Below are 25025 nucleotides of genomic sequence, written 5' to 3'. Positions count from 1 at the left end.
CAGCCATATACCTTTATATAAAGGAAAGCGGCTAGGTTTTAATTACTTGATGAGCCGTTAATTACTTCTTTTTAGGGGCTAGCACCATGATCATCTGGCGACCTTCAATCTTCTTAGGGAAAGATTCAACTACAGCAATTTCTGCAGTATCTTCCTTAAGACGATTTAGAACGTCAACACCGATGTCTTGGTGTGCCATCTCTCGGCCACGGAAGCGAATTGTTACTTTCACTTTGTTGCCTTCTTCAAGGAAACGCGTCAGGTTGCGTAGTTTTACCTGATAGTCTCCAATATCAGTTCCAGGACGGAATTTTACTTCCTTGATCTGGACCTGCTTTTGCTTCTTCTTCTGCTCTTTAGCAGTTTTGCTCTTCTCGAAGAGGAACTTACCATAGTCCATCACACGACAAACAGGTGGCTCGGCGTTAGGACTGATCTCAACGAGATCCATACCAGCTTCTTCAGCAGCTGCAATGGCTTCTTGAATCGATACAACACCAACTGATTCACCGTCAGCGCCTGTTAGTCGAACTTCACGAATACCACGAATTTCACCGTTGATACGGTGCGGGTTTTGTTTTACCGGCTGTTGGCCACGTCTTCCGCCTTTAATAGCTTATTCCTCCAGATTGAGCTTACGGCTAGAGATCTCGTCTTGGATGTATGCAATAAAATCATCCACTTTAAATTTACCAAGATCTTTACCTTTACGAGTACGCACTGCAATTTCGCCAGCTTCCATTTCTTGGTCACCAACAACAAGCATATACGGTACACGCTTCAAAGTATGTTCGCGGATTTTAAAGCCAATCTTCTCATTTCTCAAGTCCGCTTTAGCTCTAATTCCACTTTTTTGTAGTTTTTGTACTATTTCTTGAACATAACCTGACTGTTTATCAGTAATGTTCATAAGAACTGCTTGTTCTGGCGCCAACCAAGTTGGGAAGAAACCAGCATATTCTTCGATAAGGATACCGATGAAGCGCTCTAGTGAACCTAGAATCGCACGGTGAATCATTACCGGTACAAGACGTTCATTGTTTTCACCTACATAAGTTGCACCTAAGCGACCTGGTAGGTTGAAGTCTAGCTGGACAGTACCACACTGCCACGCACGGTCTAGACAATCGTATAGTGTGAATTCAATCTTAGGACCGTAGAACGCACCCTCGCCTTCTTGAATTTCGTATGGGATATCCATCGATTCAAGAGACTGCTTCAATGCTTCTTCAGATTGATCCCAGATTTCATCTGAACCTACACGTTTCTCTGGACGAGTAGACAGTTTCACTACGATGTTGTCGAAACCAAATGTTTGGTACGTATCGTACACCATCTTGATACAGTTTGTTACTTCTTCTTGGATTTGGCTCTCAGTACAGAAAATGTGAGCGTCATCCTGAGTAAAGCCACGTACACGCATAATACCGTGTAGTGCACCAGATGGTTCGTTACGGTGACATGAGCCAAACTCAGCCATACGTAGCGGTAGGTCGCGGTACGATTTTAGACCTTGGTTGAAGATCTGTACGTGACCTGGACAGTTCATTGGCTTAATTGCGTATTCACGGTTCTCAGAAGAAGTTGTGAACATTGCATCAGCGTATTTATCCCAGTGACCTGAGCGTTCCCAAAGAACACGGTCCATCATAAGTGGACCTTTCACTTCTTGGTAACCGTACTCATCTAGCTTAGCGCGGATGAATACTTCTAGATCACGGAAGATAGACCAACCATTGTGATGCCAGAACACCATACCCGGTGCTTCTTGCTGCATGTGGAATAGGTCTAGTTGCTTACCAATCTTACGGTGATCACGCTTCGCCGCTTCTTCTAGGCGAGTTAGGTGCGCTTTCAGTGCTTTCTTGTCGTGGAAAGCCGTACCGTAGATACGTTGAAGCATTTTGTTGTCGCTGTTACCACGCCAGTAAGCACCTGCAACATTCAGCAAAGTGAAGTGTTGACAGAAGCTCATGTTAGGAACGTGAGGACCACGACACATGTCGATGTATTCTTCATGGTGGTAAAGGCCTGGACGGTCATCACGAGATACGTTTTCGTCTAGGATTTCCACTTTGTATGGTTCGCCACGTGATTCAAACGTATCACGCGCTTCCTGCCAGCTTACTTTTTTCTTAACCACTTCGTACTTGGTTTTCGCTAGCTCTTTCATACGCTTTTCAATCTTTTCAAGATCTTCTTGCGTTAGAGATTCGTCTAAGTCGATATCGTAGTAGAAGCCATTGTCGATGGTTGGACCGATCGCCATTTTAGCTTGAGGGTAAAGCTGCTTAAGAGCGTGACCAAGAAGGTGAGCACAAGAGTGACGAACGATTTCTAGACCGTCTACTTCATCTTTAACTGTGATGATTTCAAGGCTTGCGTCTTCTTCAATTAGATCACACGCATCAACGCGGTTACCGTTTACACGACCAGCGATAGTTGCTTTTGCAAGACCAGGACCGATCGATTGCGCAACTTCCATAGTAGAAACTGGGTTGTCAAATTGACGCTGACTGCCGTCAGGAAGAGTAATAATAGGCATGCTATGTCCTTTACAGTGGTGTTGCACACCAAGCAACACATGTTATTCAAATTAGAAGCTATTTGTTGAAAATAGTTGAGAGTCAATAAAGGCCTCTCGGTAACACGAATACCGGACCGTTATCGAAAATGGGATTGTACCTAGCTCACATTTAGAATGCAAAGCGCGATTTTGTTTTGTCATAAGAACTTAACCGCAGACCCATCACGACAATCTGATCATGCTTTTTAAGAGACCGCATAACTTGTAAACGGAATTGCCCCTCAATGAACTTACACAACAAATTACAATATCGCCTATTACGTTTGAACCGATACAAAGCCTAACACGCTTGGCGAGAGCTCAACGTGCGATTTAGGTATATAGTTGTTTTATAGAGTAGTTTGTATGTAGGTATTCATCATGGTCTATTTCAAATCGCGCTTTATGGTGCTTCTAAGCACCTCGATATGTTCTTTGCAAGCCTTCGCATCAAATGACTTATATGGCCCGCTGCGTTCTTACGCACAATCCCCAATGCAAGTGGTTAGTCACACCAACATACTACGTTCAGGACACAGTCTGCCCTCTGGTTTTGTCGAAGCCTATGGTTCGGGAACCGTGGCAAGTGTTTGGGCTCATACTGATGAATACGCACTGGATTATTACCACAATCAAATCGAATTAGGCAGCAAATGGCAAGTCAGCAACCGTTGGCAGTGGGAGCTCAACTATCGATGGGTCTTTGCCGCTGACAACCATTTAGATGGACTGACGAAAAGCTTCCATAAACTTTTCGGTATCGGACAAAATGGGCGGGATAAAGTAGACAGAGATCGTTTTTACATTTCAATGCCGCAATATGATGTGCTTGAAGATGATTTCGAAGGACAAACACTGGCCAATAACCTATCTACTTACTTACAGTATCAAGTGTTCCAAAATGAACATCACGGCCTATCGATTGGCGGCAGTTTGTATTTTAACGATGTGGCTCACGGCACTTTTCAAGGTAGCAGTTTCGAGCAAGGCTTCCAATTAAACTACAGCTACTTAAGTGATGCTCATGCATTTTATTCGATGATTGGCATGACTTTTCGCTCGGATGACCGTGCCTTACTCGATCTGCCCTATCGACATAATACGATTGCCATTGCGGGTGGGTACCGTTATGCCTTAGAAGATAACCATCACCTGATGTTGGAATATCATTGGTATCAAGGCTCAACAGAAGGGCCCACAGAGTTTGCTGATGCCTCTAATGAACTGGTATTAGGCTATCGATATCTAATGGAAAATTCAGCGCTTGAGTTTTTAGCCGTAGAGAACGCAAGAAACATGGATAACAGTACCGATATCGCTTTTACAATAGGATATCGGTACATATTTTCATCAAGTTGATGAGAGCTATAGATTTAGCGTTGGTGCAACTGCGGCAGCGACTTGAGCATCGGTTGCATTGATCGGCAACGTAAACGAGCGATATTGGTCACCAGCCAAGCTGAGCGAACGGTCAATCTCTGCCAAACAATGCATGACCTGCCCTTCCAGAATAAAAGAGAGCTCAATTTCTTTTGATGAGATAAAGCCGCTGTTACGGAATTCTAGCTCTTGATAAATACCAGAGCGAGAGGCAAACGAGCCACCGCGCAAAAAGCCTTTTTCAACATCGGCTTTAACCATAGTGAAGCCAGCTTGCTCGATCGCTTGAATAACCCGAGATGCTACTGGTAGTGGTTTCACTTCAATATAATCACGGTCACGCGGATCAATTGCAAAATCAATATCTAACGTCGTCTCGACCCAAACATGACATTGATTCTTAAGTGCGCTAACCGCAGTAATTGGCGTTTCATCATGCAATTTTAGCTCAAACGGAACCTGCTTTTCTTCATTAGGTCGAATCACAAAAGGGTCAACTGCTTTCAATTGATCAATAGTGAAGGTTTGGTAACTTACGCTATCATCCACTTCGACTTTCATTTCCGTGTTCAATTTAATCGTAATAGCATCAATTTGTTGTTCGACGTCTCCGCCTTTGATATGAACATGCCCTTTCAGCGTCGCTCCTTGAAACACGCTCATTTCGTCCAAAGTGGTATCTACTTTTGCAGAGCCGATCCCCAGTGATGCTTTCAATTTTTTAAACATATTTTTCCTTTTTTAGCGATTTTTCTTCTAATAATCGTTTGTTTACACAATTGTTTTCTGCTGTGCAAGCAATAGACCACAAGAAAATGTTTGAATTCAATCATCAATCCAAATAATGCTCAGCAGCAAGAGTCATTCAGCTCTGCAATAGGATTGCTCGGTCACTAAGCGGTACATTCGTCGAGAAATGTTTGCAATTTGTACCTAAATTAAGCAGTATTTGTATAGTCAAATAAAGGGAGATCATTATGTCTGCACCACTCTACATTCAAATTAAACAATTTATCCTGGATAAAATTGATGCTGGAGAGTGGGTAGTTGGTCATCGCATCGCCACCGAGATTGAGCTTACCGAGCAATTTGGTGTCAGTAGAATGACAGTGAACAAAGCAATTCGGGATTTAGTTAATGAGGGCCGATTACAACGTCGCCCACGCTTAGGCACGTTCGTGTGTGATCCTGGTGAAAAGTCAGAATCTCCCCTGCTAGACATTCGAAACATTGCCGAAGAAGTCAGCGATAGAGGGCGAAAGTATGGCAGTAAAGTGCTCAAACAGATTGCCATAAAAGCAGATGACAACATTGCGACAAAACTCGGCGTTATGCTAGGCACGACAGTGTTTTACAGTGAAATTATTCACTATGAAGACCAAACGCCGATTCAATTGGAGCTCCGCTGGGTGAATAGCCAATATGCCCCGAGTTATTTAAATCAAGACTTCACACAAATCACTCCAAATCAATACCTGTCAGATAATTGCCCACTCAGCGCGATAGAACATACTGTAGAGGCAATTGTGCCTGAAAGCCGTATTAAGCAAGACTTAAAAATGCAAGCCAATGAACCTTGCCTTCTCTTGAATCGCAGAACGTGGAGCCAAGATAAGTTAGTCAGTACCGCCCTACTTTATCACCCTGGTAACAAATATAAGCTGAGCTCAAAAGTGCTCATTTAAGGACAAGATTTGTCCTCTAGATCTACGTTTTGATCACATTTTAGCAACATCAATCTTGTCAGTGTTCTTATTTTGCTCTATTTATTTGTATATACATTTAATGATACAAATAAACACAGGGACACAAACATGGATTTGCTGATTGAAAACGCACGTCTAGTTACCATGCAATCGGGAGAGTGCGGATACCTTCCAACGCCTCCAGCGCGCATTGGTATTCAATCTGGAAAAATCGTTGCGATCAGTACTTGTGCCATTGGTGAAGACGCACCGCAAACCGAGTCTCTGCTGTCTGCCCAACATTACGCTCAGAGTATCGACCTTCAAGGCAAGTTAGTTCTGCCAGGTTTGATCGACTGCCACACTCATCTTATTTACGCGGGCAATCGTGCCAACGAATTTGAAATGCGCTTAAACGGCGTGCCATATCAAGAAATTTCCAAACAAGGCGGTGGGATACTTTCAACGGTGCATGCGACGCGTTCAGCAACCGAAGCGCAATTAGTTGAGTTAGCGTTGCCACGTTTAGACGGGCTACTCGCGAGCGGCGTCACTTCTGTCGAAGTGAAATCAGGCTACGGATTGACACTGAATGATGAAATAAAAATGCTCCGTGCAGCCAAAATGCTTGAACAAGAGCGCAAAGTTAAAATCACCACTACACTTCTCGCCGCTCACGCCATTCCGCCAGAGTTCCAAGGTCGTGCAGATGATTATATTGAGCACATTTGTCAGGACATAATCCCTGTTGTCGCAAAGGAAGAATTAGCTACGAGTGTCGATGTTTTTTGTGAATCGATTGGTTTCAATCTTGAACAAACAGAAAAAGTGTTTGTAGCTGCAAAACGCCACGGCTTAAAGGTTAAAGGGCATACTGAGCAACTTTCCAATCTCGGTGGTACAGCCCTCACTGCACAATACAACGGTCTGTCAGCGGATCACATCGAGTTTTTAGATGAGCAAGGTGTTAAAGCACTTGCTCGATCAAACACCGTCGCCACTCTATTGCCTGGCGCTTTTTATTTTCTAAGAGAAACTCAGTTACCACCGATTGAGTTGTTGAGAGAGCATAACGTGCCGATGGCAATTGCTACGGACGTCAACCCAGGTACATCACCATTTTCTGATCTCACACTCATGCTGAATATGGCGTGCACGCTATTTCGCCTTACACCGCAAGAAGCACTGCGTGGTGTAACGCAACATGCAGCCAAAGCTCTGGGTTATCAAAACTTACGTGGCGAAATCAAAGTAGGGTTTGATGCGGACTTCTCTATCTGGGATATCGAAAGCCCTGCGGATTTAAGCTATCAAGTCGGAGCAAAACGTCTGGTAGGTCGTATAGTAAATGGTGAATACATTTCACACGGAGGCCAATAATATGTCTCAATTCGACCTACACTCTCCCCTATTTCATTGGCAAGGCCGTCATGATACCGAGGACGGCAAGCTTGGTCAGCGAATTCATCACGTTGTTCAACGCCAAAAAGCAGATGAGTTGAGTGCCGTTGCGCATGGCGTCTCATTACTCGGTTTTGCTACCGACGCTGGCGTTGCGAGAAACAAAGGACGCATTGGCGCGAAAAAAGCGCCAGACTTAATCCGACGAGCACTCGCTAATTTAGCATGGCACCAAGACGCCCCACTATATGACTTAGGTACTGTGGTGTGTGAAGACGACTTACTGGAAGAGAGCCAAGCTCTATGTGCAGCAACCATTTCAAGCGCACTGCCCCATACGCCAGTCATCGTGCTAGGTGGTGGGCATGAGATTGCGTGGGCCTCGTTTTCCGGCTTAGCGGAATATTTTAAAGCGCACCATCCAGAGAAGAAGCCTAAAATCGGCATTATTAATTTCGATGCGCATTTCGATTTGCGCGCATTTGAGAGCAACCTCACCGACATAAGACCGAGCTCTGGTACACCCTTCAACCAAATTCATCATTTTTGTCAACGTAACGATTGGGACTTTCATTACGCTTGTATTGGTGTAAGCCGTAGTAGCAACACTAAAGCGCTATTTGAAAAAGCAGATGCGTTAAATGTTTGGTATGTAGAGGACAATCAGCTCTGCTACTTAAACCACAGTTATCACTTAACTCAGCTTCAGCATTTTATTGACGACTGTGACTACCTCTATTTGACCATTGATCTAGATGTATTTCCTGCCGCAACCGCACCTGGAGTCAGCGCACCAGCAGCTCGGGGAGTGAGTTACGACACTATTGCACCCTTTTTAGAGCGAATTCTTCATTACAAAAATAAGCTAATGCTGGCTGATATCGCCGAATACAACCCAAATTATGACGTCGATAGTCAAACTGCACGATTAGCTGCCCGTTTGTGTTGGGATATCGCCAACGCAATGGCGGAAAAACAGCACAAACCATAATGCATCCCAGATGCCACTGATTATTACGACCAAGCAAGTACTTGGTCATCACGAGAAACTAAAGGAGTCTGAAATGACACAGCGCCAGGGACAAGATCCACGACTTGATACAAGCAGAACAATTCGTGCACCTCACGGAGATAAACTGCGCGCAAAATCTTGGCTAACCGAAGCCCCTCTTCGTATGCTGATGAACAACCTTGATCCTGATGTTGCAGAACATCCACATTCACTGGTTGTATATGGCGGCATTGGCCGAGCAGCGCGAAACTGGGAATGTTACGACAAGATTGTTGAAGTACTTGAAAGACTCGAAGATGACCAAACGCTTTTAGTTCAATCAGGCAAGCCTGTTGGTGTTTTCCCTACTCATAAAAATGCCCCACGCGTGCTTATCGCAAACTCAAACCTTGTTCCGCATTGGGCAAACTGGGAACACTTCAACGAGCTCGATAAACAAGGCTTGATGATGTACGGCCAAATGACCGCTGGCAGCTGGATATACATTGGCTCGCAAGGTATCGTACAAGGCACATACGAAACGTTCGTATCTGTTGCAAAAAAACACTTTGACGGTGAAGCAAAGGGCCGTTGGATTCTAACAGGTGGTCTTGGTGGCATGGGTGGTGCTCAACCTCTCGCTGGTACAATGGCGGGCTTCTCCATGATTGCAGTAGAGTGTGATGAATCACGTATCGATTACCGCCTACGTACAGGCTATGTCGATAAGAAAGCGACTTCTTTAGATGAAGCGCTAGCTATCATTAAAGAGTCAGACACACCAGTATCGGTTGGTCTACTAGGTAATGCAGCAGACGTTTTCTCTGAGCTGGTAGAACGTAATATCACGCCTGATGTCGTAACAGACCAAACGTCTGCACACGACCCGCTCAATGGCTATTTACCACAAGGCTGGAGCATGTCTCACGCAGCAGAAATGCGTTTGCAAGATGAAGCAATGGTCGTAAAAGCAGCGAAAAAATCCATGGCTGTGCAAGTTCAAGCGATGTTAGAGCTGCAAAATCGCGGCGCCGCAACACTCGACTACGGTAACAACATCCGCCAGATGGCCTTGGAAGAAGGCGTAGAAAACGCATTCGATTTTCCTGGCTTCGTTCCAGCCTACATTCGTCCTCTATTCTGTGAAGGTATCGGTCCTTTCCGTTGGGCTGCTCTCTCTGGCGATCCTGAGGACATTTATAAAACCGACCAAAAAGTAAAAGAGCTAATTCCAGATAATCCGCACTTACATAACTGGCTAGATATGGCTCGCGAACGCATCCAGTTCCAAGGTTTACCTGCGCGTATTTGCTGGGTTGGTCTTAAAGATCGTGAGCGTCTTGGTCAAGCATTCAACGAAATGGTGAAAAATGGCGAACTTAAAGCGCCCGTTGTCATTGGTCGAGATCACTTAGATTCTGGCTCTGTAGCAAGCCCGAACCGTGAAACCGAAGGTATGATGGACGGTTCTGACGCCGTATCAGACTGGCCATTATTAAACGCGCTACTCAACACGGCGGGCGGCGCAACTTGGGTTTCACTACACCACGGTGGTGGCGTAGGTATGGGCTTCTCGCAACACTCAGGTATGGTTATCTGCTGTGACGGCAGTGAAGATGCCTCACAACGTATTGCCCGCGTGCTGCATAACGACCCAGCAACAGGCGTGATGCGTCATGCTGATGCGGGATACGATATCGCTAAACAATGTGCAGCAGAGCAAGGGCTAGATTTGCCAATGCTCAACGAAGAACTGAAGAAGCTCAAGTAAGGATGAAAGAGATGTTAAATTTAACGCTAAAGCCAGGTCATATTAGCTTAAACGAACTACGCCAAGTGAGCCGTTCACCAGTCAACCTTACTTTGGATCCTGAAGCCATTCCGGCCATTGAAGAAAGCACACAGGTCGTAGACCGAGTCATCGCGGAAGATAGAACGGTTTACGGAATTAACACTGGTTTTGGGCTATTGGCTAACACACGAATAGCACCAGAAGATTTAGAAACACTGCAACGCAGTATCGTTCTTTCTCATGCGGCAGGTATCGGTGAGTTTATGTCAGATGAAACGGTTCGTCTGATGATGGTATTAAAAATCAATAGTCTGTCTCGTGGCTTTTCTGGGATTCGCCTAAAAGTCATTAATATGCTGACCGACCTAGTCAACGCACAAGTTTACCCTTGCGTACCTAAAAAGGGCTCTGTTGGCGCATCAGGTGACTTAGCTCCTCTAGCCCATATGAGCACTGTATTACTGGGAGAAGGACAAGCTCGCCACAACGGTAAAATCATTTCCGGGCAAGAAGCATTAAAAATCGCAGGTCTAGAGCCTATCACTCTGGCGCCAAAAGAAGGCTTAGCGCTACTAAATGGGACTCAGGCATCCACAGCGTTCGCATTGGAAGGCCTGTTTATCGCGGAAGACCTTTTCGCGTCAGCAACCGTTTGTGGTGCAATGTCTGTTGAAGCCGCTCTCGGCAGCCGACGTCCATTCGATCCGCGCATTCACCGTGTACGTGGTCATCGCAGCCAAATGGACGCAGCACTCGCATACCGTCATTTGTTAGACACATCGAGTGAAATAGGTGATTCGCACACTAACTGTGAAAAAGTACAAGACCCGTATTCTTTGCGCTGTCAGCCTCAAGTGATGGGTGCGTGTTTACAGCAAATCCGCAATGCGGCGGAAGTATTACAAGTAGAAGCGAACTCCGTATCAGATAATCCGTTGGTGTTTGCTGAAGATGGTGACATCATCTCTGGCGGTAACTTCCACGCGGAGCCTGTTGCAATGGCAGCCGACAACCTAGCACTTGCGATTGCCGAGATCGGCAGCTTGTCTGAACGTCGTATGGCATTACTTATCGATAGCGCGCTATCAAAACTGCCACCGTTCTTAGTCGACAATGGTGGTGTGAACTCTGGTTTCATGATTGCTCAGGTTACCTCCGCTGCGTTAGCAAGTGAAAACAAAACACTCGCTCACCCAGCGTCAGTAGACAGCTTGCCAACATCTGCAAACCAAGAAGATCACGTCTCAATGGCAACATTCGCGGCTCGCAGATTGAAAGAAATGGGCGAAAACACTCGCGGTATTCTGGCTGTCGAATACCTCTCAGCAGCACAAGGCCTAGACTTTAGAGCGCCAAACAAGTCCTCTGAGCGTATTGAGATTGCGAAACAAATGTTGCGTGAAAAAGTATCGTTCTACGATAAAGATCGCTACTTTGCTCCAGACATTGAACAGGCAAATACTCTGCTTAAGCTGGCTATTCACAACACGCTCATGCCAGAGAGCTTGTTACCAAGTGTTCAATAACCAAGCATAACTGGATTTCATCGAATAAACAGATAATGACTTGAAGGCTCTACGTTCTGCGTGGAGCCTTTTTATATACGATTAAACATATTGATGGCACTATTTATGAACGCCTGTCTACTTTGATGGCTATACTTTACAAGATAGACGAGCGAAAAGGTCGTTGTTTATTGTTTTCACAAATAAAAGCGTTGCTAAAGTATGCGTTTTTAACGGTTTATCCGCCGAAATAGTGTCTTATTGTTAGGATACGGTGAAGTTTTCACTGGATGGACCATTGCTACGCAGATATTCGCATATAATCCCACACAGTTTTGGTTACTACGTAAAAATTATGTTTCTAACACCTTATTTTTCAAACACTAATCACCAGTTTCAGTTCACTCGCGAACAAGCAAGCCACTTTGCAAAACGTGTCGCAGGTGACTACAACCCAATTCATGATGAAGACAACAAACGCTTTTGTGTCCCTGGGGATTTACTTTTCGCTGTGCTTCTCAGTAAAGAAGGCGTTAGCCAAAAGATGCGTTTTAACTTCTCTGGCATGGTAAACGATGGTGTAGCACTTCATATTGAAAATAAGTGTGACAAAGAAAGCGCTGTTGTTGACGAGGCAGGTAAAGAATACTTACACATGTCCCGTGAAGGTGAAACTAACCACGATCCGGCATTTATTGAGCATGTAGTGACAAATTACGTGCAATTTTCTGGTATGAACTTCCCTCACATCATGGTTCCTCTTATGGAAGAGAAGCAAATGATGATCAACTGCCAGCGTCCATTAGTTATTTATGAAAGCATGGAAGTCGAATTTTCACGCTTAGACCTTACGCATCCAGAGGTGGATTTCACTGGCGCAACATTCGACGTAGAAGGAAAACGAGGTGTAGTCACCTTAAACTTTGCGTTTAAAGAAGACGGTGAAGTCGTTGGTAAAGGTATTAAGCGCATGGTTGCAAGTGGCTTGAAGCCATATGACCAAGAAGCGGTTGATGACCTTGTACGCCGCTTTAATGAACGTAAGGATGCATTCCTAGCAAAGTTCGTTAAGGCAGCCTAGTAGACTGCCCTATCAGAAGCGCACAAAAAACGTGTTTACTAAAAGAAAGCCCAACGTCGACCGTTGGGCTTTCTTTTTATGTCTCATCCAAACAAAACTAAACGCAATGCTTAGAGCCAACGACGAACATGGTTTTTATAATCCACATACTCTTCACCAAACAATCGCTCTAAAACGCGTTCCTCAGGCTTGATTTGAAACCGATTCATATAACTGACAAATATCACGCCACAAAGCACCACACTCAAGTGCTGCCACCACAAACCAGTTGCTATGATTAGAAGCAATAATGCCATGTACATAGGGTTGCGTGAAAAGGCAAACACACCAGTTCTTACAACAGAAGATGCCGCTTCAGGTTTTACTGGGTTCACTGTGGTTTTTACTTTGCGAAATTCATACACGCCAGCAATGCCCATGTAGCCAGACAACAAAGTTAATACACCTACTACAAATTCAACAAAGGGTACTCGAATGTTCATGCTCGGCGTCAAAACTTTAAGTCCGTACATCAAAAGTATGACTAGCAAAAACACCACAACAGGTGGGACTTTGAGTTCAAGTTTTCTCAAGATTCATATCCTTTGAAAGGGTCTAAATACGGTTTCTAAAAAGCCCAGTAAAACTGGGCTTGATCTAGTCCGATTACAACAAAGTTAACAATGCCTGAACGGGATGCTTGGGCTTCGTTCCTTCAAAGCGTTTCACTTGGCTGCGGCAAGAATAGCCTGTAATCAAACATCTCTCGTTATCCAACTTATCTAAGCTCGGCTTCCAGCTTAAATTGTAAATGTCTTTCGACATCGACAACTTATCAACCTCATGACCAAACGTACCCGCCATACCACAACAACCAACAGGTACCGTATTCAAAACTGCACCAAAGTGAGCAAAAATAGCGCCCCACTCTTTTTCCGCATTTGGCATTTTGGTTTTCTCAGTACAGTGCGCAAACAGATACCAAGGTTCCTGCGCCTTATGCTCTCCGCTTTCAAACGCTTCTAATCTTGGGTAAAGCCATTCGTGGGCCGTCAGTACATCGAAATCACCTCGCTTACTGCCAAGCACTTCAGCGTATTCATCTCGATAACACAGCACCAATGCAGGGTCGACACCAACTAATGGGATATCCAAATCCGCTACCATCGCCAAGAACTTCGCTGTGTCGGCTGCTGTGCCCTTAAACTGACGTAAAAACCCTTTAATGTGTTGTGCTTTACCATTCGGCTTAAACGGCAGAAGTACCGGATGCATACCCAGCTTTTTCAATAACTTAACGAAGTCTTCAACGACATCAGCGTCGTAGTAGCTAGTGAATGGGTCTTGAACAATTAAAACATGCTTGCTCTTTTCAGACGAAGACAAACCACTGAGCGCTTGCAGATCATAAGGCGTTGTCAGCGACTCTACTCGTTGTTTCAAGGTGGGTACTGATAACAACGGCGCATCGACATACCCGACCGTAGATGCCGTTAAACTTTTCACCCACGACTGCTTCAAAACACCATTTACGACACCTGGCGCTTTTGCCATCATCGGCAGCATAGTCTCAATGTTGGCAACCAGATAGTCTTTTGCAGGACGTTGATAACGAGAGTGATAGATGTTTAAAAAGCGTGAGCGAAAGCTCGGAACATCGACTTTAATCGGACACTGACTCGCACACGCTTTACACGCCAAACAACCATTCATCGCTTCATACACTTCGTGAGAGAAGTCATACTCGTGACGACGATTGATAGAATGACGTACGCGGTCAATCATGGTTTTGATTGATGTTTTGTTTTCTAGTGTTTGCTTTTCTAAGTCAAGGATATCAATGCCTTGCTCTGTGAGCTGACGCAACCACTCGCGAACCAAACCCGCACGACCTTTCGGTGAATGACGACGATCGGCTGTTACTTTCATCGATGGACACATTGGCGAGCTAGTATCGTAGTTAAAACACAAACCGTTACCGTTACATTCCATCGCTTGTTTAAAGCTGTCACGTACTTGAACGTCAATCTGACGGTCATAGTAACCACGTTTGGTATCGGTAACTTTTACTAACTCTGCATCACTATCAAGCGGCGTACAGATTTTGCCCGGGTTCATTTTGTTGTGTGGATCGAATGCCGCCTTCACACGTCTCAGCTCAGTAAACAACTCATCACCGAAAAACTCAGGGCCATATTCTGAACGGAAACCTTTGCCGTGTTCACCCCACATCAAACCGCCGTATTTCGCCACCAGCTTAACCACTTCATCAGAAACTTCGTGCATCAATGCTTCTTGGTGCGGGTCACACAAATCCAACGCAGGACGTACGTGAAGCACCCCGGCATCGACGTGACCAAACATGCCGTAATTCAGAGACTTGCTGTCTAACAGCTCTCGAAACTCTACAATGAAGTCCGCCAGATTTTCTGGTGGCACACAGGTATCTTCAGCAAATGCGACCGGTTTAGCGCGGCCTTTTGCTGCGCCTAACAAACCCACCGCTTTTTTACGCATGTTGTAAATACGCCCGATACTCGCTACATCGTTACAGACTTGGTAACCGATGATGCCCGCTTCTTCTGTTTCCAGCATGGTATCGAGCTTGGCGGTCAGCGATGCAACCTGCGCTGCAACTTCTTCTTCGTCCTGACCTGCATATTCCACCATATTGATGCCAAGCATCTCTTTATTTGGAACATCGGTAAGCAAATCACTCACGGTGTGCCAGACGATATCTTGCTTCGCGAGATTAAGCACTTTCGAGTCAACGGTTTCTACAGACAGCGCTTTCGCCTCTACCATAAACGGTGCATTACGCAGTGCAGAATCAAAGCTGTTGTATTTAACGTTAACCAAAGTACGTGCTTTCGGAATTGGCGTCAGGTTAAGCTTTGCTTCGGTAATAAATGCCAATGAACCTTCCGCGCCGCACAGTACTCGTGTGATATCGAAACGGTCGTCGTCTTCATTCAAGGCATTTTTTAAATCGTAGCCCGTTAAAAATCGGTTAAGAGGAGGAAACTTATCTACGATCTGCTGGCGTTTTTCACGACATACGGATTCCGTTACTCGTAGCGCCTTGGCAGCAAACTCGCCTTCTTTTGGGTAGCCGTTGGACAGATCTGATTCTAAAACTGAGCCATCAGCAAACACCGCTTGTAGCGACAAAACATGATCGGATGTTTTCCCGTATTTCAGAGAACCTTGACCAGAAGCATCGGTGTTGACCATGCCGCCAATCGTTGCACGGTTACTGGTAGATAAGTCTGGAGAGAAGAAGTAGCCATAAGGGCGAACTGCGTCATTTAACTGGTCTTTCACTACACCAGTTTGTACACGAACCCAGCCTTCTTTCTCATTAATCTCAAGCACTTTGTTCATGTGGCGAGACATATCCACCACAATACCTTTGGTTAGCGACTGACCATTGGTCCCCGTGCCGCCACCACGAGGTGAAAAGGTAATTCGTTCGTACTTTTCTTTATTGCTCAGTTTCCCGAGGAGAGAAACATCTTCTGTCGTTTTGGGATGAACGACAGACTGAGGAAGTTGCTGGTAAACACTGTTGTCAGTGGCAACCGCTAGTCGACTTGAATATTGGCTTTCGATATCACCAGTGAATCCGGCGTGCTCAAGCTCTTTCAGAAAACTAAGAACAAGAGGATCGACATCAGTTTGCGAGTGTAATCTTGGTAACATTTGCTTCCTGCCCCTACGACGCTGATCCGATCAGCTGCGGGTTGTGTAATTATTTGCTCACTTCTCATACAAATTGGCGCTAAGCGAAAAAACACCACAAAAGAGTTAGTGAAGTAATATTCTTTGAATTTCGTCACTTTACAACATTTAAAAAGACGAGCAAATCAGAATCTCGATACAATAATTAAACTTATGCTTTATTTTTTCACGCTTGATGCCTTACATTGGGGAACGAATCGCGTTTCTAGATGAGTTTTCAGAATGAAAAAAAATAAAATTGTGACCACTGAAGATATCCTTCTCAAACTTTGCCAGTCTGTTTCTGGCGTACTTACTTCGGCGACATCTTCTCAAGTAAATTATTCAGCAATGGTGCAAAAAATCCACAAGACTAGCCTCAAACCAGATTTTGGCTGTTTTGTTCTGTTTGATGGCGGATTTACCGGGCTAGTTGTGATTAATTTTACGGCAAAAGCCGCACTGGAGATCTACACCAACTACATGCGTAATATGGGCATGCCAGAAGAAGAACTGGCAATATCTCATACTTCTGACGAGGTAGGCGATGTTCTGGGTGAACTCATGAATCAACTGGTCGGAGACTTCACTAATAAAATTCGTAAAGACCTGCAAACGAACATCACACAAAACCAACCAAAAATGCTGGCGCTGAATAAGCAAGTTATCTTACAAGTTGATACCAACCTTGACCGCCCTCAAGCGCGCAGAGTGACGTTCTCCACCGAAAACAACAATATTTTCTATCTCGAGCTAGCAATGGATAAAACTGAGTTCATCCAACTGGAAGAGTTTGAAGTTGCTGAAGACGAAAACCCAGACGACATTTTAGAGGCAACACGTAAACAGTTGGCTGAGAAAGAATCTAAATCGTCGGGATCAAACGATGATGCCGATGACTTGCTCAACCAGCTCGGGTTGTAATTCTAACGAATCTTAATGAAGAATGGCTTCTTAGACACAAGTACGGCTTCATACTGATTACGACGAACTAAAACGCCAGCCTCGCTTAATGCGAGGCTTCTTTTTATGTGCAGAAATTATCTTCAGTCCCACCTTGTATTTCGTTTTTATGTCAAAAAAGGTAATATATCTGACTTCATAAATTTTCTGCTTTCGTTACTGGTTGTCGATGGATAAACAAAAAGCTCTGAAAAAAATCGCCAAGTGCTTAGAACTGGGCAATTCCGCTAATGTTAATGAGGCTGCCAATGCTATCAAAATGGCACATCGCCTCATGCTTAAATATGGTCTCGATAAAGACGATATTGAGTTCATCAGAATGGGAAAAACACAATCTTCTCATCTGCTACCAGCGAACATCAGTTCTACCATATTGCGAGTGATTCGCGGCATTAACACAAAATTCGGTGTCGAAGCAGTATTGTTGAATCACAAAGGGCTCAAACGTGTCGAATTTATCGGTGAAGCAGATCGCGCTATTTTTGCTGCATTTGCTTTCGATATTGTTTATCGCGAGATGAACGAAAGTACCGGACAATTCCGAAACAGCTTTGCTGGCACCGGCACCTCTTCTCAGGAAGTGACTCGCCGTGTGAACTCATTTGTATCTGGCTGGGTGGAAGGCGCGATTGAAAAATTGCCAATTATTTCTCCAGATGAAGAGTCGGCCAATAAAATTAATGACTATATTGATAAAGAATTCCAAAACATTGACCGCGAAACGTTCAAGAAGCAATTGAAAGAAGCGATGAAAAACCTAACTGAAGACTACGAAGTGGGCTTAAAGAAAGGTAGAAAGGTTTCAGTTAACCGTGGAGTGGGCGGCGAACAAGCACGCAAAATGTTGGGCGATTCATCGAAATAGCCAGAATAGTAAAGGATTCACATAAGCAGCAATGACTTCGATGTCGATGGGGCTTACTTTGAGAGCTTTGGCAGTATTGATAGGAATTTTCTTACAGAAACTCTTATCAATCTTACTTTCTCATAACAAATATCAATGCTTGTTTATTCATAATTCGCATCCCATTATGAGGCATGGTTTCGCCTCAGTTTTATACGGAGATTTTCCCTTGAAAAAGATGCCTATTGCACTAGCTCTAGTGCTAGCTCTTACTGGCTGTCAAGCCACTCAACGCCAAAATGCAACAACGGGTGAATACGAAACTAACTCCACCACGCAAGGCGCGCTTATTGGTGCGATCGCTGGCGCAGCAATCGGCCTAGCAACGGGTGATGATGCTAAAGAACGTCGTCAGCATGCACTCATTGGTGCAGCCGCAGGCGGAGCGACTGGCGCTGGCGTTGGTTACTACTTTGACCAACAAGAAGCGGAATTACGTCGCGCTTTGCTAAACTCTGGCGTACAAGTTCAGCGTGTTGGTGAAAATCAGCTTTTACTGCGTATGGAAAACGGTATCGGCTTCTCTTCAAGCTCTTACCAGCTTGATGCTAGTATCCATAACACTCTACGCGGTGTTGCTCGCATCCTAGTTGAGTACCCAGATACCAGTCTCGTTATTGACGGTTACACGGATAGCACAGGTAGTGAGTCATACAACCAAACGTTGTCAGAGCGCCGTGCAGAGTCCGTACGTCAATTCCTAGTATCTCAAAACGTTGCACCTGGTCGTGCAATTGCACGCGGCTACGGCGAACGTAACCCAATTTGCTCAAACCAAACTTCTGAAGGTCGTGCGTGCAACCGTCGTGTTGAAATCCAGATCTTGCCACTGAAGTAATTTGGTTGCACCATAACGGTAATAATAAAAAATTACCGGAGCAGGCCTAACCATTATCGTTAGGCCTGACATATTAATGTCTGTCAAAACGTCTGCCCTACTCTGCTTATTTAGCCTCAGCTTTTCTGGCTACTCACTTGCCTCTCAAGCTCCAAATGACCCCATCGAACAATACGAGTACGCACAACAATTATTGGCATCAAACGAAGCTGAAGCCTCACCAGAAACGCGCTACTGGCTAGAGCAATCCGCCAACCAAGGTTACCTCCCTGCACAAAAACAGCTCGCGAACGACTTTGCTAAAGGGATAAATGGCGAAAAAAATGAAACACAAGCGTTATATTGGCTAACCTCTATCGCACTCAATGACCCAACCGATCGTGGCTTTCTTCTCGCCGATTTTATTCAGCGCAATCCAGATAAGGTCACAACTTCTCAATTGACTGAAGCCTTGTATCAAATGGCTTCTCAGCATAATCCAGCAGCAGAACAAGCTTATAATCAACTGTTAGAGCAGCGCTTCAACCAACTGCGAGCTAAACAAGTCTCGCAAATAAAGTCGCTCGATAAAAAGGCTGAGCAAGCACAGGAAGAGAAAAGCACAGTTGCAAACCCCAAAGTAGAACACTCGCAGTTTTTATGGCTGATCTGGCTAGCGGCGATACTCATCATCAGCGGCTTAAGTTTTCTCGTAATCAAGAAACTTAAGCAGAATAGAAAAGCGCTTGAAACCAAAGAGGAAAGCCAAAATCAACGAATGGCGAAAAAAATAAAAGAGCTAGAGTTTACGAACAAGCAACTGAAACGCCAGCTAGAGAAAGTATTCAAAGAATTTAAGAAATCCAAAACCCAGGCAGAGAACCATAAGCTAAGCGTCGCGTGTGCTATGTTTGGCTACACACCACAACACATCCCTGATTTACAAGCAATCAAGCTACGCTATAGACAGCTATCAAAGCTTTATCATCCTGACACAAGAGGCAGTGAAGAAGAAATGAAGCGACTCAATCATGCCTTTAAGCTCGTCTCACAAAATGTTACAAAACAGTAAAAATAGGTCAGGATACTTTGGCTAGCATGCTTTTAGACCTATATAATCAAGCGCCGCAATCGATCTCCCTCTCAAACAAATTAACAGACATTTAACTTAAGTCGCGCTTTTATGCCATAATGCCCGGCGCAAAATAACACCTAACGACTCAAATTAATCTAGGTGGGGAGAAAATCAATGTTCACTGAAGAAGGCACCTGTGATTGGTGTAAAAAACCTAGCCTTGTAACTCGTCACGATTATTTAGATGGCAAGCACCACTACTCATGTAAAGCTTGCTACGATATGGCGAAAATCGACGTGCGCCTATTTAACCAAGGCGAATTACAAATGCGCGAACGCTTGCAACGAGCGAGCTAAGCAAGACGGAATCAACGGAACTGATTTTCAAAGGCGCCTTTTAAGGCGCTTTTTTGATCGGCCAAGCCCTATTTCCAATCTCTATCTCGTATTCCCTCCTATCTTACATAGCACGTCGCATCGGTTATCAGCCCTCTCCCACTGTATACAAACCATTGTCCGTGAAAAACACCTGTATATACAGTAGTAAACCCCTGTATGTCTCTCGTCCAGTTTTCTACTCACCTCACATTTTTAAATTGATGTTAGACATATCAAAAATGAAAAACAACCACATAAATTCAATTACTTAGAATCAAATCCTTTTATTTCCTTCTCAAAAAACCGCAAATAACTTTTGAGAAACTGGTTGATCAGGTCACCAAAACAAACTACTGTATACACATACAGCATGTATAAAGGAACAGTAAGATGCAGTTACAAAGTCAATCTCATACATACTCTCGTTACAACGTATTGGCACAAGCAACTAAGCCCATGGCCGTTTCGGATCAGCTTCTATCTAAGCTGGCTGTTTTATCGCAGCAGAAACAATGGATTTTGTTTACAGCAGACTGCCCTCGTCCAGACTTTGAACAACTCACTGCTTCTAATATTTGCTGTAAAAACGTTATTCAAATGAAGCCCTCTCAACAGCTTTCAGAAGTCGAGATCGTGATCAAAGCCATCCGATCAGGCAATGCCAGTGCTGTTGTTGCATCAAATAAAATTGCACTTATGAATCAATCTATGTTGCGCGACATGGCGCAGCGCTATCAGTGTGAAGTCTTTTTCGTCGAAGGCAGAGTTAATAAGTACCACTAATAAGTTCGACGTTATCCATCCTGCATCTCGCCTCCTTTTTAAGGGGGCATTTTTTTGTATTAAAGAAAACAAGCAAACGTTTGCTTTTTCTCTGGCGAGTTAAAATAGTTCTGGTATGATGCCCACATTCGATTTATTCAGCGCCCACATTTTGCTGAATATCTTCTCTTTCTGACGTTTGATTAAGATGATAGGAATGTCGCAATGAGCCTTGCTAATCAAGTACTTGCCGTCAATGACGACCTGCCAATTCGCACCCATAAACCCGTTCATAGTGGAAAAGTTCGTTCAGTTTACTGGTTAACTGAAGAAGACAGCGCCCGACTGATCAAAGAAAAAGGATACGATGTCGCTCCAGATGCGCCTTTGGCTATCATGGTGATTAGCGACCGAATCTCTGCATTCGATTGTATTTGGCATGCTGAAGGTGGTCTTAATGGTGTCCCGGGTAAAGGGGCTGCGCTTAATGCGATTTCTAATCACTGGTTCAAACTGTTCAAAGAAAATGGCTTAGCAGATAGCCATATTCTAGACATTCCTCACCCTTTTGTTTGGATTGTACAAAAAGCCAAACCGGTAAAAATCGAAGCCATCTGCCGCAAATACATCACGGGTTCGATGTGGCGCGCTTACGCAAATGGCGAGCGCGAGTTTTGTGGAATCCAACTTCCTGAAGGGTTAGGAAAAGACAAAGCACTGCCAGAGTTGCTAATGACCCCATCCACAAAAGGCATTCTAAAAGGCATTCCCGGTGTGCCAGAAGCGGATGACGTAAATATTACTCGTCAAAACATCGTAGACAACTACGAAGCATTTAACTTCTCAAGCGCTGGCGATATCGCACTCTACGAAAAATTGCTGAAAGAAGGCTTTAACGTTATCAGCCAAGCGTTAGAAGAAATCGACCAAATCTTTGTCGATACCAAATTCGAATTTGGTTATGTTCATGATGCTGCTGGCAATGAAAAGCTGATTTACATGGATGAAGTGGGTACACCAGACTCGTCTCGTATATGGGATGCTAAAGAGTACCAAGCAGGTCACATCGTAGAGAACTCAAAAGAAGGTTTCCGCCAGTTCCTACTTAACCACTTCCCTGACCCAGATATCTTGCTAGACAAAGAACGTATGCCAGAGCGTGAAGCACTCGCTCGTGATAATGCTTTACCCGTCGAATCTTTGATGGCGATTTCGAGCACCTACATTGGTATTGCCGAGAAGATTACAGGCAAGCCGATTCATTTGAGTGAGAATCCGAAAGCGGAAATCATCGAAGTTCTGAGCAAAGAATACGGATTGATTGACTAGCACTGTCGCTAGATTGCTAAACGCTTTCCAATAAAAAGTCCGCACTAGCTTGCGGACTTTTTTCATATTAGGTTCAGTTTAGCTGATGTTTAACGTAGTGCCATCTGTTGTAAAGGCTGACTTAGTCGTCACCTGATATGTTTTGTCTTTAATCGTTGATACGAAATACCAGGTCGACTCTGCCTTGTCGGGCGTAAAAGTAACGCGCATAAAGCCACGCTGTTTGATGTCTGCCCACTGTAATTCTGACACTAAGTGCGGCAGCGTGTATTCCATTTGAGCGATCGCAACAGGGTCTAACGCGAGGTAGGCCTCTAACCCAGGGGAACTCACAGAGCTAGTCGCAAACTCTACCCCGATAGGATGCTTAGATATGTCTTTAAGCTCACTTGCCCATGCGTTGTGCGTATCTCCTGCCAAACAGACAAAGTTACCACTGCTGGCTTTGGCCAGTTGATAAACGCTCTCTCGCTCAACGTAGTAACCATCCCATGCATCTAGGTTATATGGCAAAGCAATGGTATCTAAACTTGGGTCAGAGAGATAACCCGTAATCGCAGAGTTTACCGCTAATAACGCCTCTGTTTTTTGTTCTTCAGTGGCAGTAAACAATTGAAACATCGCGGTCATAACCGAACTTGGCAACTCCATACGAGACATTAACACTTGTTGCCCTAGCACATTCCAAGTTGCGTCGTGCGTACTGAACACATCCATCAGCCAAGCGAGTTGGTCAGCGCCTAACAGCTCTCGGTCTTGACTGCGCGACTGAGCAACTAAACCGCCAATAGCTTCCATCGTTGGTGAGCTGAGCGAGAAATAATCCAACGGTTTATCACGCCCCACAAGTCGCGTGTCGAGCATCATCAAATTGACTAAACTTCCAAACGAAAACTGACGGTAAATCAGCATGTTTGAGAAAGTGTTTTCACGAACGGGCAACCATTCTGTCCACGCGGCAGCCGCAGCTGCACGACGATCATTAAAACTGCCTTCCTCTTCTTGATGGTTTTCCGCACCATTTTTCCAAGTATCATTTGCAAGCTCATGGTCATCCCAGACAGCAATCATTGGTAGGCTCGCATGTAACGCTTGCAGATCAGCATCTTGGCGATATTGCGCATACCGTTTTCGGTAATCATCTAAGGTAATGCATTCAGTGCCTTTGCTTGGCTCTCGCCCTAGTGCCTCAGCATCTTCATTAGCGTAGCCACCAGCACCATACTCATATATGTAATCACCGAGATGAAGCACCACATCAAACGGGTCTTGCTCATGTTGATTTAAAATCTCTCGGTACACATGGAAATAGCCAGCAGGATAGTTTGCACAAGAAACAACCGCCATGGATGCCTTTTCTACACCATCTTCTGGTAATGTTTGAGTTTGCCCGACTTCGCTAGTGACATCACCAACCATGAATCGATAGTAGTAACGAGAATTTGCGTTGAGATTTTGAACATCGACTTTTACCGTGAAATCTCGGCTCGTGTCTGTGGCAAAAGTGCCACTTTGCACGATATCAGTAAAATTTTCGTTAGATGAAACTTGCCAGCTTACATCTGCGTAGCTCGCTGAGGTTGTAACACGAGTCCAAATGATTACTTGTGTTTGAGTAGGATCTCCACTCGCCACTCCGTGCTCAAAGGTAACCGCAACAGATTCACTAGCATCGCTACCACAGCCCACCAGCCCGGTAACAATCGCCGTTGAAGAGGCAGCTTTCATAAAGTCTCGACGAGACAAAGACATATTGACTTCCTTTCTTATTGTGTTTGTTTTTATGCCCAAATGACGTGGTGACTCAATCATCCTTGTGTGCCAATAAGGGACGTTAATTCGAACTTACAGTACCAACCACTTAGTCGGTAATTTGTCCTAAAAACACAAAGTTAGAAGCTAGTTATGACAATTGCATTTCCAAACGTTACATTTTTGTTAATTTAAGTGCAAATACTCTATATTCATCACACTTCCAAGACCTGTGACAAAAACCTCAAAATAAAAAAGCGACCTACTTTGAGGTCGCTTTTCATTGCACTATTGTTAAGTGGTACATCGATGAAGTGGAAATGCTCAGCCTAAAACTTGATGTTAAGGACATCTTGTTCTGACGTATCCACCTTCAACTGACTGCGAGATTCTATGTACTCGATTTGCTGAACATCGAGCGAATATGGCATAACGACTCGCAATTCATTGATCCCTTCATGTTTAGCTAGCTGGGTTAAGCGGACCAAATTGGATTCATCACTTTTACGAGAAGACATCGATTTTAATGCGGCATCCCACAACCGATCTTCAGGCTTGCGCAATTCCGCAATGTTCTGTTTCCACATCAAACCGAAAATAGGCGCGATGGTGGCAAATGCCTCTAAAAAGGTCCATTTTTTACTACCTGTCGCTCCTAAAAAGCTAGTGTAGTCGAATTCAATGCACGTCTTTCCTTGTTGATCCATTCTATGCCCCCGACACTCGAAAATGAGATATACCAAATATCGTTCAACTGTTTTGATATAGCAATGGGATATAAAACATTCGTCTTTTATGCCCTAATTTACATACAAAAGGAAATATTAAAACCAGCTTTGTAACAACTGATGTACAGCTTCGCCATATATAAGCATTCAATTGATTAATATTTCAATTAAGAAACTAAAAACAACACGCAAGTAACGCTATCAATATGAAATTATT

Annotated in this window: 21 protein-coding genes; 14 read left to right on the top strand and 7 right to left on the bottom strand. The window is 44.4% G+C overall.

The features are described from left to right. Positions 1-61: 61 nt before the first annotated feature. On the bottom strand, positions 62-613 hold the full coding sequence (infC, locus tag R7E42_RS00295) for a translation initiation factor IF-3 (RefSeq protein ID WP_080276913.1): 552 nt from the start codon (positions 611-613) through the stop codon (positions 62-64). A gap of 3 nt (positions 614-616) precedes the next feature. Next, positions 617-2545 carry a threonine--tRNA ligase gene (thrS, locus tag R7E42_RS00290; RefSeq protein WP_005395892.1) on the bottom strand — a complete coding sequence of 643 codons (1929 nt, stop codon included), beginning with the start codon at positions 2543-2545 and terminating at the stop codon, positions 617-619. Positions 2546-2947: 402 nt separating this feature from the next. Between thrS and R7E42_RS00285 the strand changes: the two genes are divergently transcribed. Beyond that, complete coding sequence (locus R7E42_RS00285) at positions 2948-3925, top strand: DUF3187 family protein (protein WP_005377942.1); 978 nt, start codon at positions 2948-2950, stop codon at positions 3923-3925. A gap of 6 nt (positions 3926-3931) precedes the next feature. On the opposite strand, the gene R7E42_RS00280 is transcribed toward R7E42_RS00285, so the two are convergent. Further along, complete coding sequence (locus R7E42_RS00280; RefSeq protein ID WP_258473554.1) at positions 3932-4675, bottom strand: sporulation protein; 744 nt, start codon at positions 4673-4675, stop codon at positions 3932-3934. 248 nt (positions 4676-4923) lie between these two features. Here R7E42_RS00280 and hutC point away from each other — a divergent pair, with 248 nt between their 5' ends. From hutC to R7E42_RS00250, 6 genes are all read left to right on the top strand, one after another. Continuing rightward, on the top strand, positions 4924-5631 hold the full coding sequence (hutC, locus tag R7E42_RS00275; RefSeq protein ID WP_005385493.1) for a histidine utilization repressor: 708 nt from the start codon (positions 4924-4926) through the stop codon (positions 5629-5631). A 129-nt stretch (positions 5632-5760) separates the two neighbouring features. After that, a complete protein-coding gene (hutI, locus tag R7E42_RS00270) occupies positions 5761-7011 on the top strand; it encodes an imidazolonepropionase (RefSeq protein ID WP_047100716.1) in 1251 nt (416 codons plus the stop codon). Position 7012: 1 nt separating this feature from the next. Further along, positions 7013-8023, top strand: coding sequence for a formimidoylglutamase (hutG, locus tag R7E42_RS00265; protein ID WP_318072250.1), 1011 nt, complete (start codon positions 7013-7015; stop codon positions 8021-8023). 73 nt (positions 8024-8096) lie between these two features. Beyond that, positions 8097-9794 (top strand): urocanate hydratase, encoded by a 1698-nt coding sequence (gene hutU, locus R7E42_RS00260; RefSeq protein ID WP_054578031.1) that lies wholly within the window; start codon positions 8097-8099, stop codon positions 9792-9794. Positions 9795-9805: 11 nt separating this feature from the next. Continuing rightward, complete coding sequence (gene hutH / locus R7E42_RS00255) at positions 9806-11341, top strand: histidine ammonia-lyase (protein ID WP_017821814.1); 1536 nt, start codon at positions 9806-9808, stop codon at positions 11339-11341. A gap of 334 nt (positions 11342-11675) precedes the next feature. Beyond that, complete coding sequence (locus R7E42_RS00250) at positions 11676-12401, top strand: DUF3581 domain-containing protein (RefSeq protein WP_017821813.1); 726 nt, start codon at positions 11676-11678, stop codon at positions 12399-12401. Between the two features lie 110 nt (positions 12402-12511). Here the strand turns inward: R7E42_RS00250 and R7E42_RS00245 are convergent, their stop codons facing one another. Then, positions 12512-12973: a methyltransferase family protein gene (locus tag R7E42_RS00245; protein ID WP_054576439.1), complete on the bottom strand. Its 462-nt coding sequence runs from the start codon at positions 12971-12973 to the stop codon at positions 12512-12514. A gap of 73 nt (positions 12974-13046) precedes the next feature. Beyond that, positions 13047-16082, bottom strand: a complete 3036-nt coding sequence (locus R7E42_RS00240) for an FAD-binding and (Fe-S)-binding domain-containing protein (RefSeq protein ID WP_258494139.1) — start codon at positions 16080-16082, stop codon at positions 13047-13049. Positions 16083-16343: 261 nt separating this feature from the next. Here R7E42_RS00240 and R7E42_RS00235 point away from each other — a divergent pair, with 261 nt between their 5' ends. From R7E42_RS00235 to R7E42_RS00205, 7 genes are all read left to right on the top strand, one after another. After that, a complete protein-coding gene (locus R7E42_RS00235; RefSeq protein WP_005388843.1) occupies positions 16344-17024 on the top strand; it encodes a DUF3334 family protein in 681 nt (226 codons plus the stop codon). Between the two features lie 208 nt (positions 17025-17232). Beyond that, positions 17233-17928 (top strand): DUF2786 domain-containing protein, encoded by a 696-nt coding sequence (locus R7E42_RS00230; protein WP_005377954.1) that lies wholly within the window; start codon positions 17233-17235, stop codon positions 17926-17928. Between the two features lie 217 nt (positions 17929-18145). Next, on the top strand, positions 18146-18805 hold the full coding sequence (locus R7E42_RS00225) for an OmpA family protein (RefSeq protein WP_005377956.1): 660 nt from the start codon (positions 18146-18148) through the stop codon (positions 18803-18805). 76 nt (positions 18806-18881) lie between these two features. Then, the gene (locus R7E42_RS00220; RefSeq protein WP_318072249.1) at positions 18882-19856 is read left to right on the top strand and encodes a J domain-containing protein; all 975 of its coding nucleotides are present in this window, start codon (positions 18882-18884) and stop codon (positions 19854-19856) included. A gap of 177 nt (positions 19857-20033) precedes the next feature. Further along, positions 20034-20216 (top strand): hypothetical protein, encoded by a 183-nt coding sequence (locus R7E42_RS00215; RefSeq protein ID WP_005377960.1) that lies wholly within the window; start codon positions 20034-20036, stop codon positions 20214-20216. A 411-nt stretch (positions 20217-20627) separates the two neighbouring features. Further along, complete coding sequence (locus R7E42_RS00210; protein WP_005377962.1) at positions 20628-21020, top strand: SulA-like leucine-rich domain-containing protein; 393 nt, start codon at positions 20628-20630, stop codon at positions 21018-21020. Positions 21021-21224: 204 nt separating this feature from the next. Next, entirely contained in the window at positions 21225-22328 is a 1104-nt protein-coding gene (locus R7E42_RS00205; RefSeq protein WP_318072248.1) for a phosphoribosylaminoimidazolesuccinocarboxamide synthase, read from the top strand. Between the two features lie 78 nt (positions 22329-22406). On the opposite strand, the gene R7E42_RS00200 is transcribed toward R7E42_RS00205, so the two are convergent. Further along, positions 22407-24080 (bottom strand): alkaline phosphatase D family protein, encoded by a 1674-nt coding sequence (locus tag R7E42_RS00200; RefSeq protein WP_138939964.1) that lies wholly within the window; start codon positions 24078-24080, stop codon positions 22407-22409. Positions 24081-24409: 329 nt separating this feature from the next. Further along, positions 24410-24787, bottom strand: coding sequence for a hypothetical protein (locus R7E42_RS00195; protein WP_005388859.1), 378 nt, complete (start codon positions 24785-24787; stop codon positions 24410-24412). Positions 24788-25025 lie beyond the last annotated feature (238 nt).

The sequence above is a fragment of the Vibrio sp. Vb1337 genome (assembly GCF_033338715.1).
Taxonomy (GTDB): domain Bacteria; phylum Pseudomonadota; class Gammaproteobacteria; order Enterobacterales; family Vibrionaceae; genus Vibrio; species Vibrio alginolyticus.
The sequence above is the reverse complement of the archived record's forward strand: the minus strand, read 5'-3'. Positions and strand labels throughout refer to the sequence as shown.

Bases quoted from the DNA above. Each gene is read 5' to 3' on its own strand.
- thrS (WP_005395892.1), bottom strand. From the start codon at position 2,545: ATGCCTATTATTACTCTTCCTGACGGCAGTCAGCGTCAATTTGACAAC.
- R7E42_RS00285 (WP_005377942.1), top strand. From the start codon at position 2,948: ATGGTCTATTTCAAATCGCGCTTTATGGTGCTTCTAAGCACCTCGATA.
- R7E42_RS00280 (WP_258473554.1), bottom strand. From the start codon at position 4,675: ATGTTTAAAAAATTGAAAGCATCACTGGGGATCGGCTCTGCAAAAGTA.
- hutC (WP_005385493.1), top strand. From the start codon at position 4,924: ATGTCTGCACCACTCTACATTCAAATTAAACAATTTATCCTGGATAAA.
- hutI (WP_047100716.1), top strand. From the start codon at position 5,761: ATGGATTTGCTGATTGAAAACGCACGTCTAGTTACCATGCAATCGGGA.
- hutG (WP_318072250.1), top strand. From the start codon at position 7,013: ATGTCTCAATTCGACCTACACTCTCCCCTATTTCATTGGCAAGGCCGT.
- hutU (WP_054578031.1), top strand. From the start codon at position 8,097: ATGACACAGCGCCAGGGACAAGATCCACGACTTGATACAAGCAGAACA.
- hutH (WP_017821814.1), top strand. From the start codon at position 9,806: ATGTTAAATTTAACGCTAAAGCCAGGTCATATTAGCTTAAACGAACTA.
- R7E42_RS00250 (WP_017821813.1), top strand. From the start codon at position 11,676: ATGTTTCTAACACCTTATTTTTCAAACACTAATCACCAGTTTCAGTTC.
- R7E42_RS00240 (WP_258494139.1), bottom strand. From the start codon at position 16,082: ATGTTACCAAGATTACACTCGCAAACTGATGTCGATCCTCTTGTTCTT.
- R7E42_RS00235 (WP_005388843.1), top strand. From the start codon at position 16,344: ATGAAAAAAAATAAAATTGTGACCACTGAAGATATCCTTCTCAAACTT.
- R7E42_RS00230 (WP_005377954.1), top strand. From the start codon at position 17,233: ATGGATAAACAAAAAGCTCTGAAAAAAATCGCCAAGTGCTTAGAACTG.
- R7E42_RS00225 (WP_005377956.1), top strand. From the start codon at position 18,146: ATGCCTATTGCACTAGCTCTAGTGCTAGCTCTTACTGGCTGTCAAGCC.
- R7E42_RS00220 (WP_318072249.1), top strand. From the start codon at position 18,882: ATGTCTGTCAAAACGTCTGCCCTACTCTGCTTATTTAGCCTCAGCTTT.
- R7E42_RS00215 (WP_005377960.1), top strand. From the start codon at position 20,034: ATGTTCACTGAAGAAGGCACCTGTGATTGGTGTAAAAAACCTAGCCTT.
- R7E42_RS00210 (WP_005377962.1), top strand. From the start codon at position 20,628: ATGCAGTTACAAAGTCAATCTCATACATACTCTCGTTACAACGTATTG.
- R7E42_RS00205 (WP_318072248.1), top strand. From the start codon at position 21,225: ATGAGCCTTGCTAATCAAGTACTTGCCGTCAATGACGACCTGCCAATT.
- R7E42_RS00200 (WP_138939964.1), bottom strand. From the start codon at position 24,080: ATGTCTTTGTCTCGTCGAGACTTTATGAAAGCTGCCTCTTCAACGGCG.
- R7E42_RS00195 (WP_005388859.1), bottom strand. From the start codon at position 24,787: ATGGATCAACAAGGAAAGACGTGCATTGAATTCGACTACACTAGCTTT.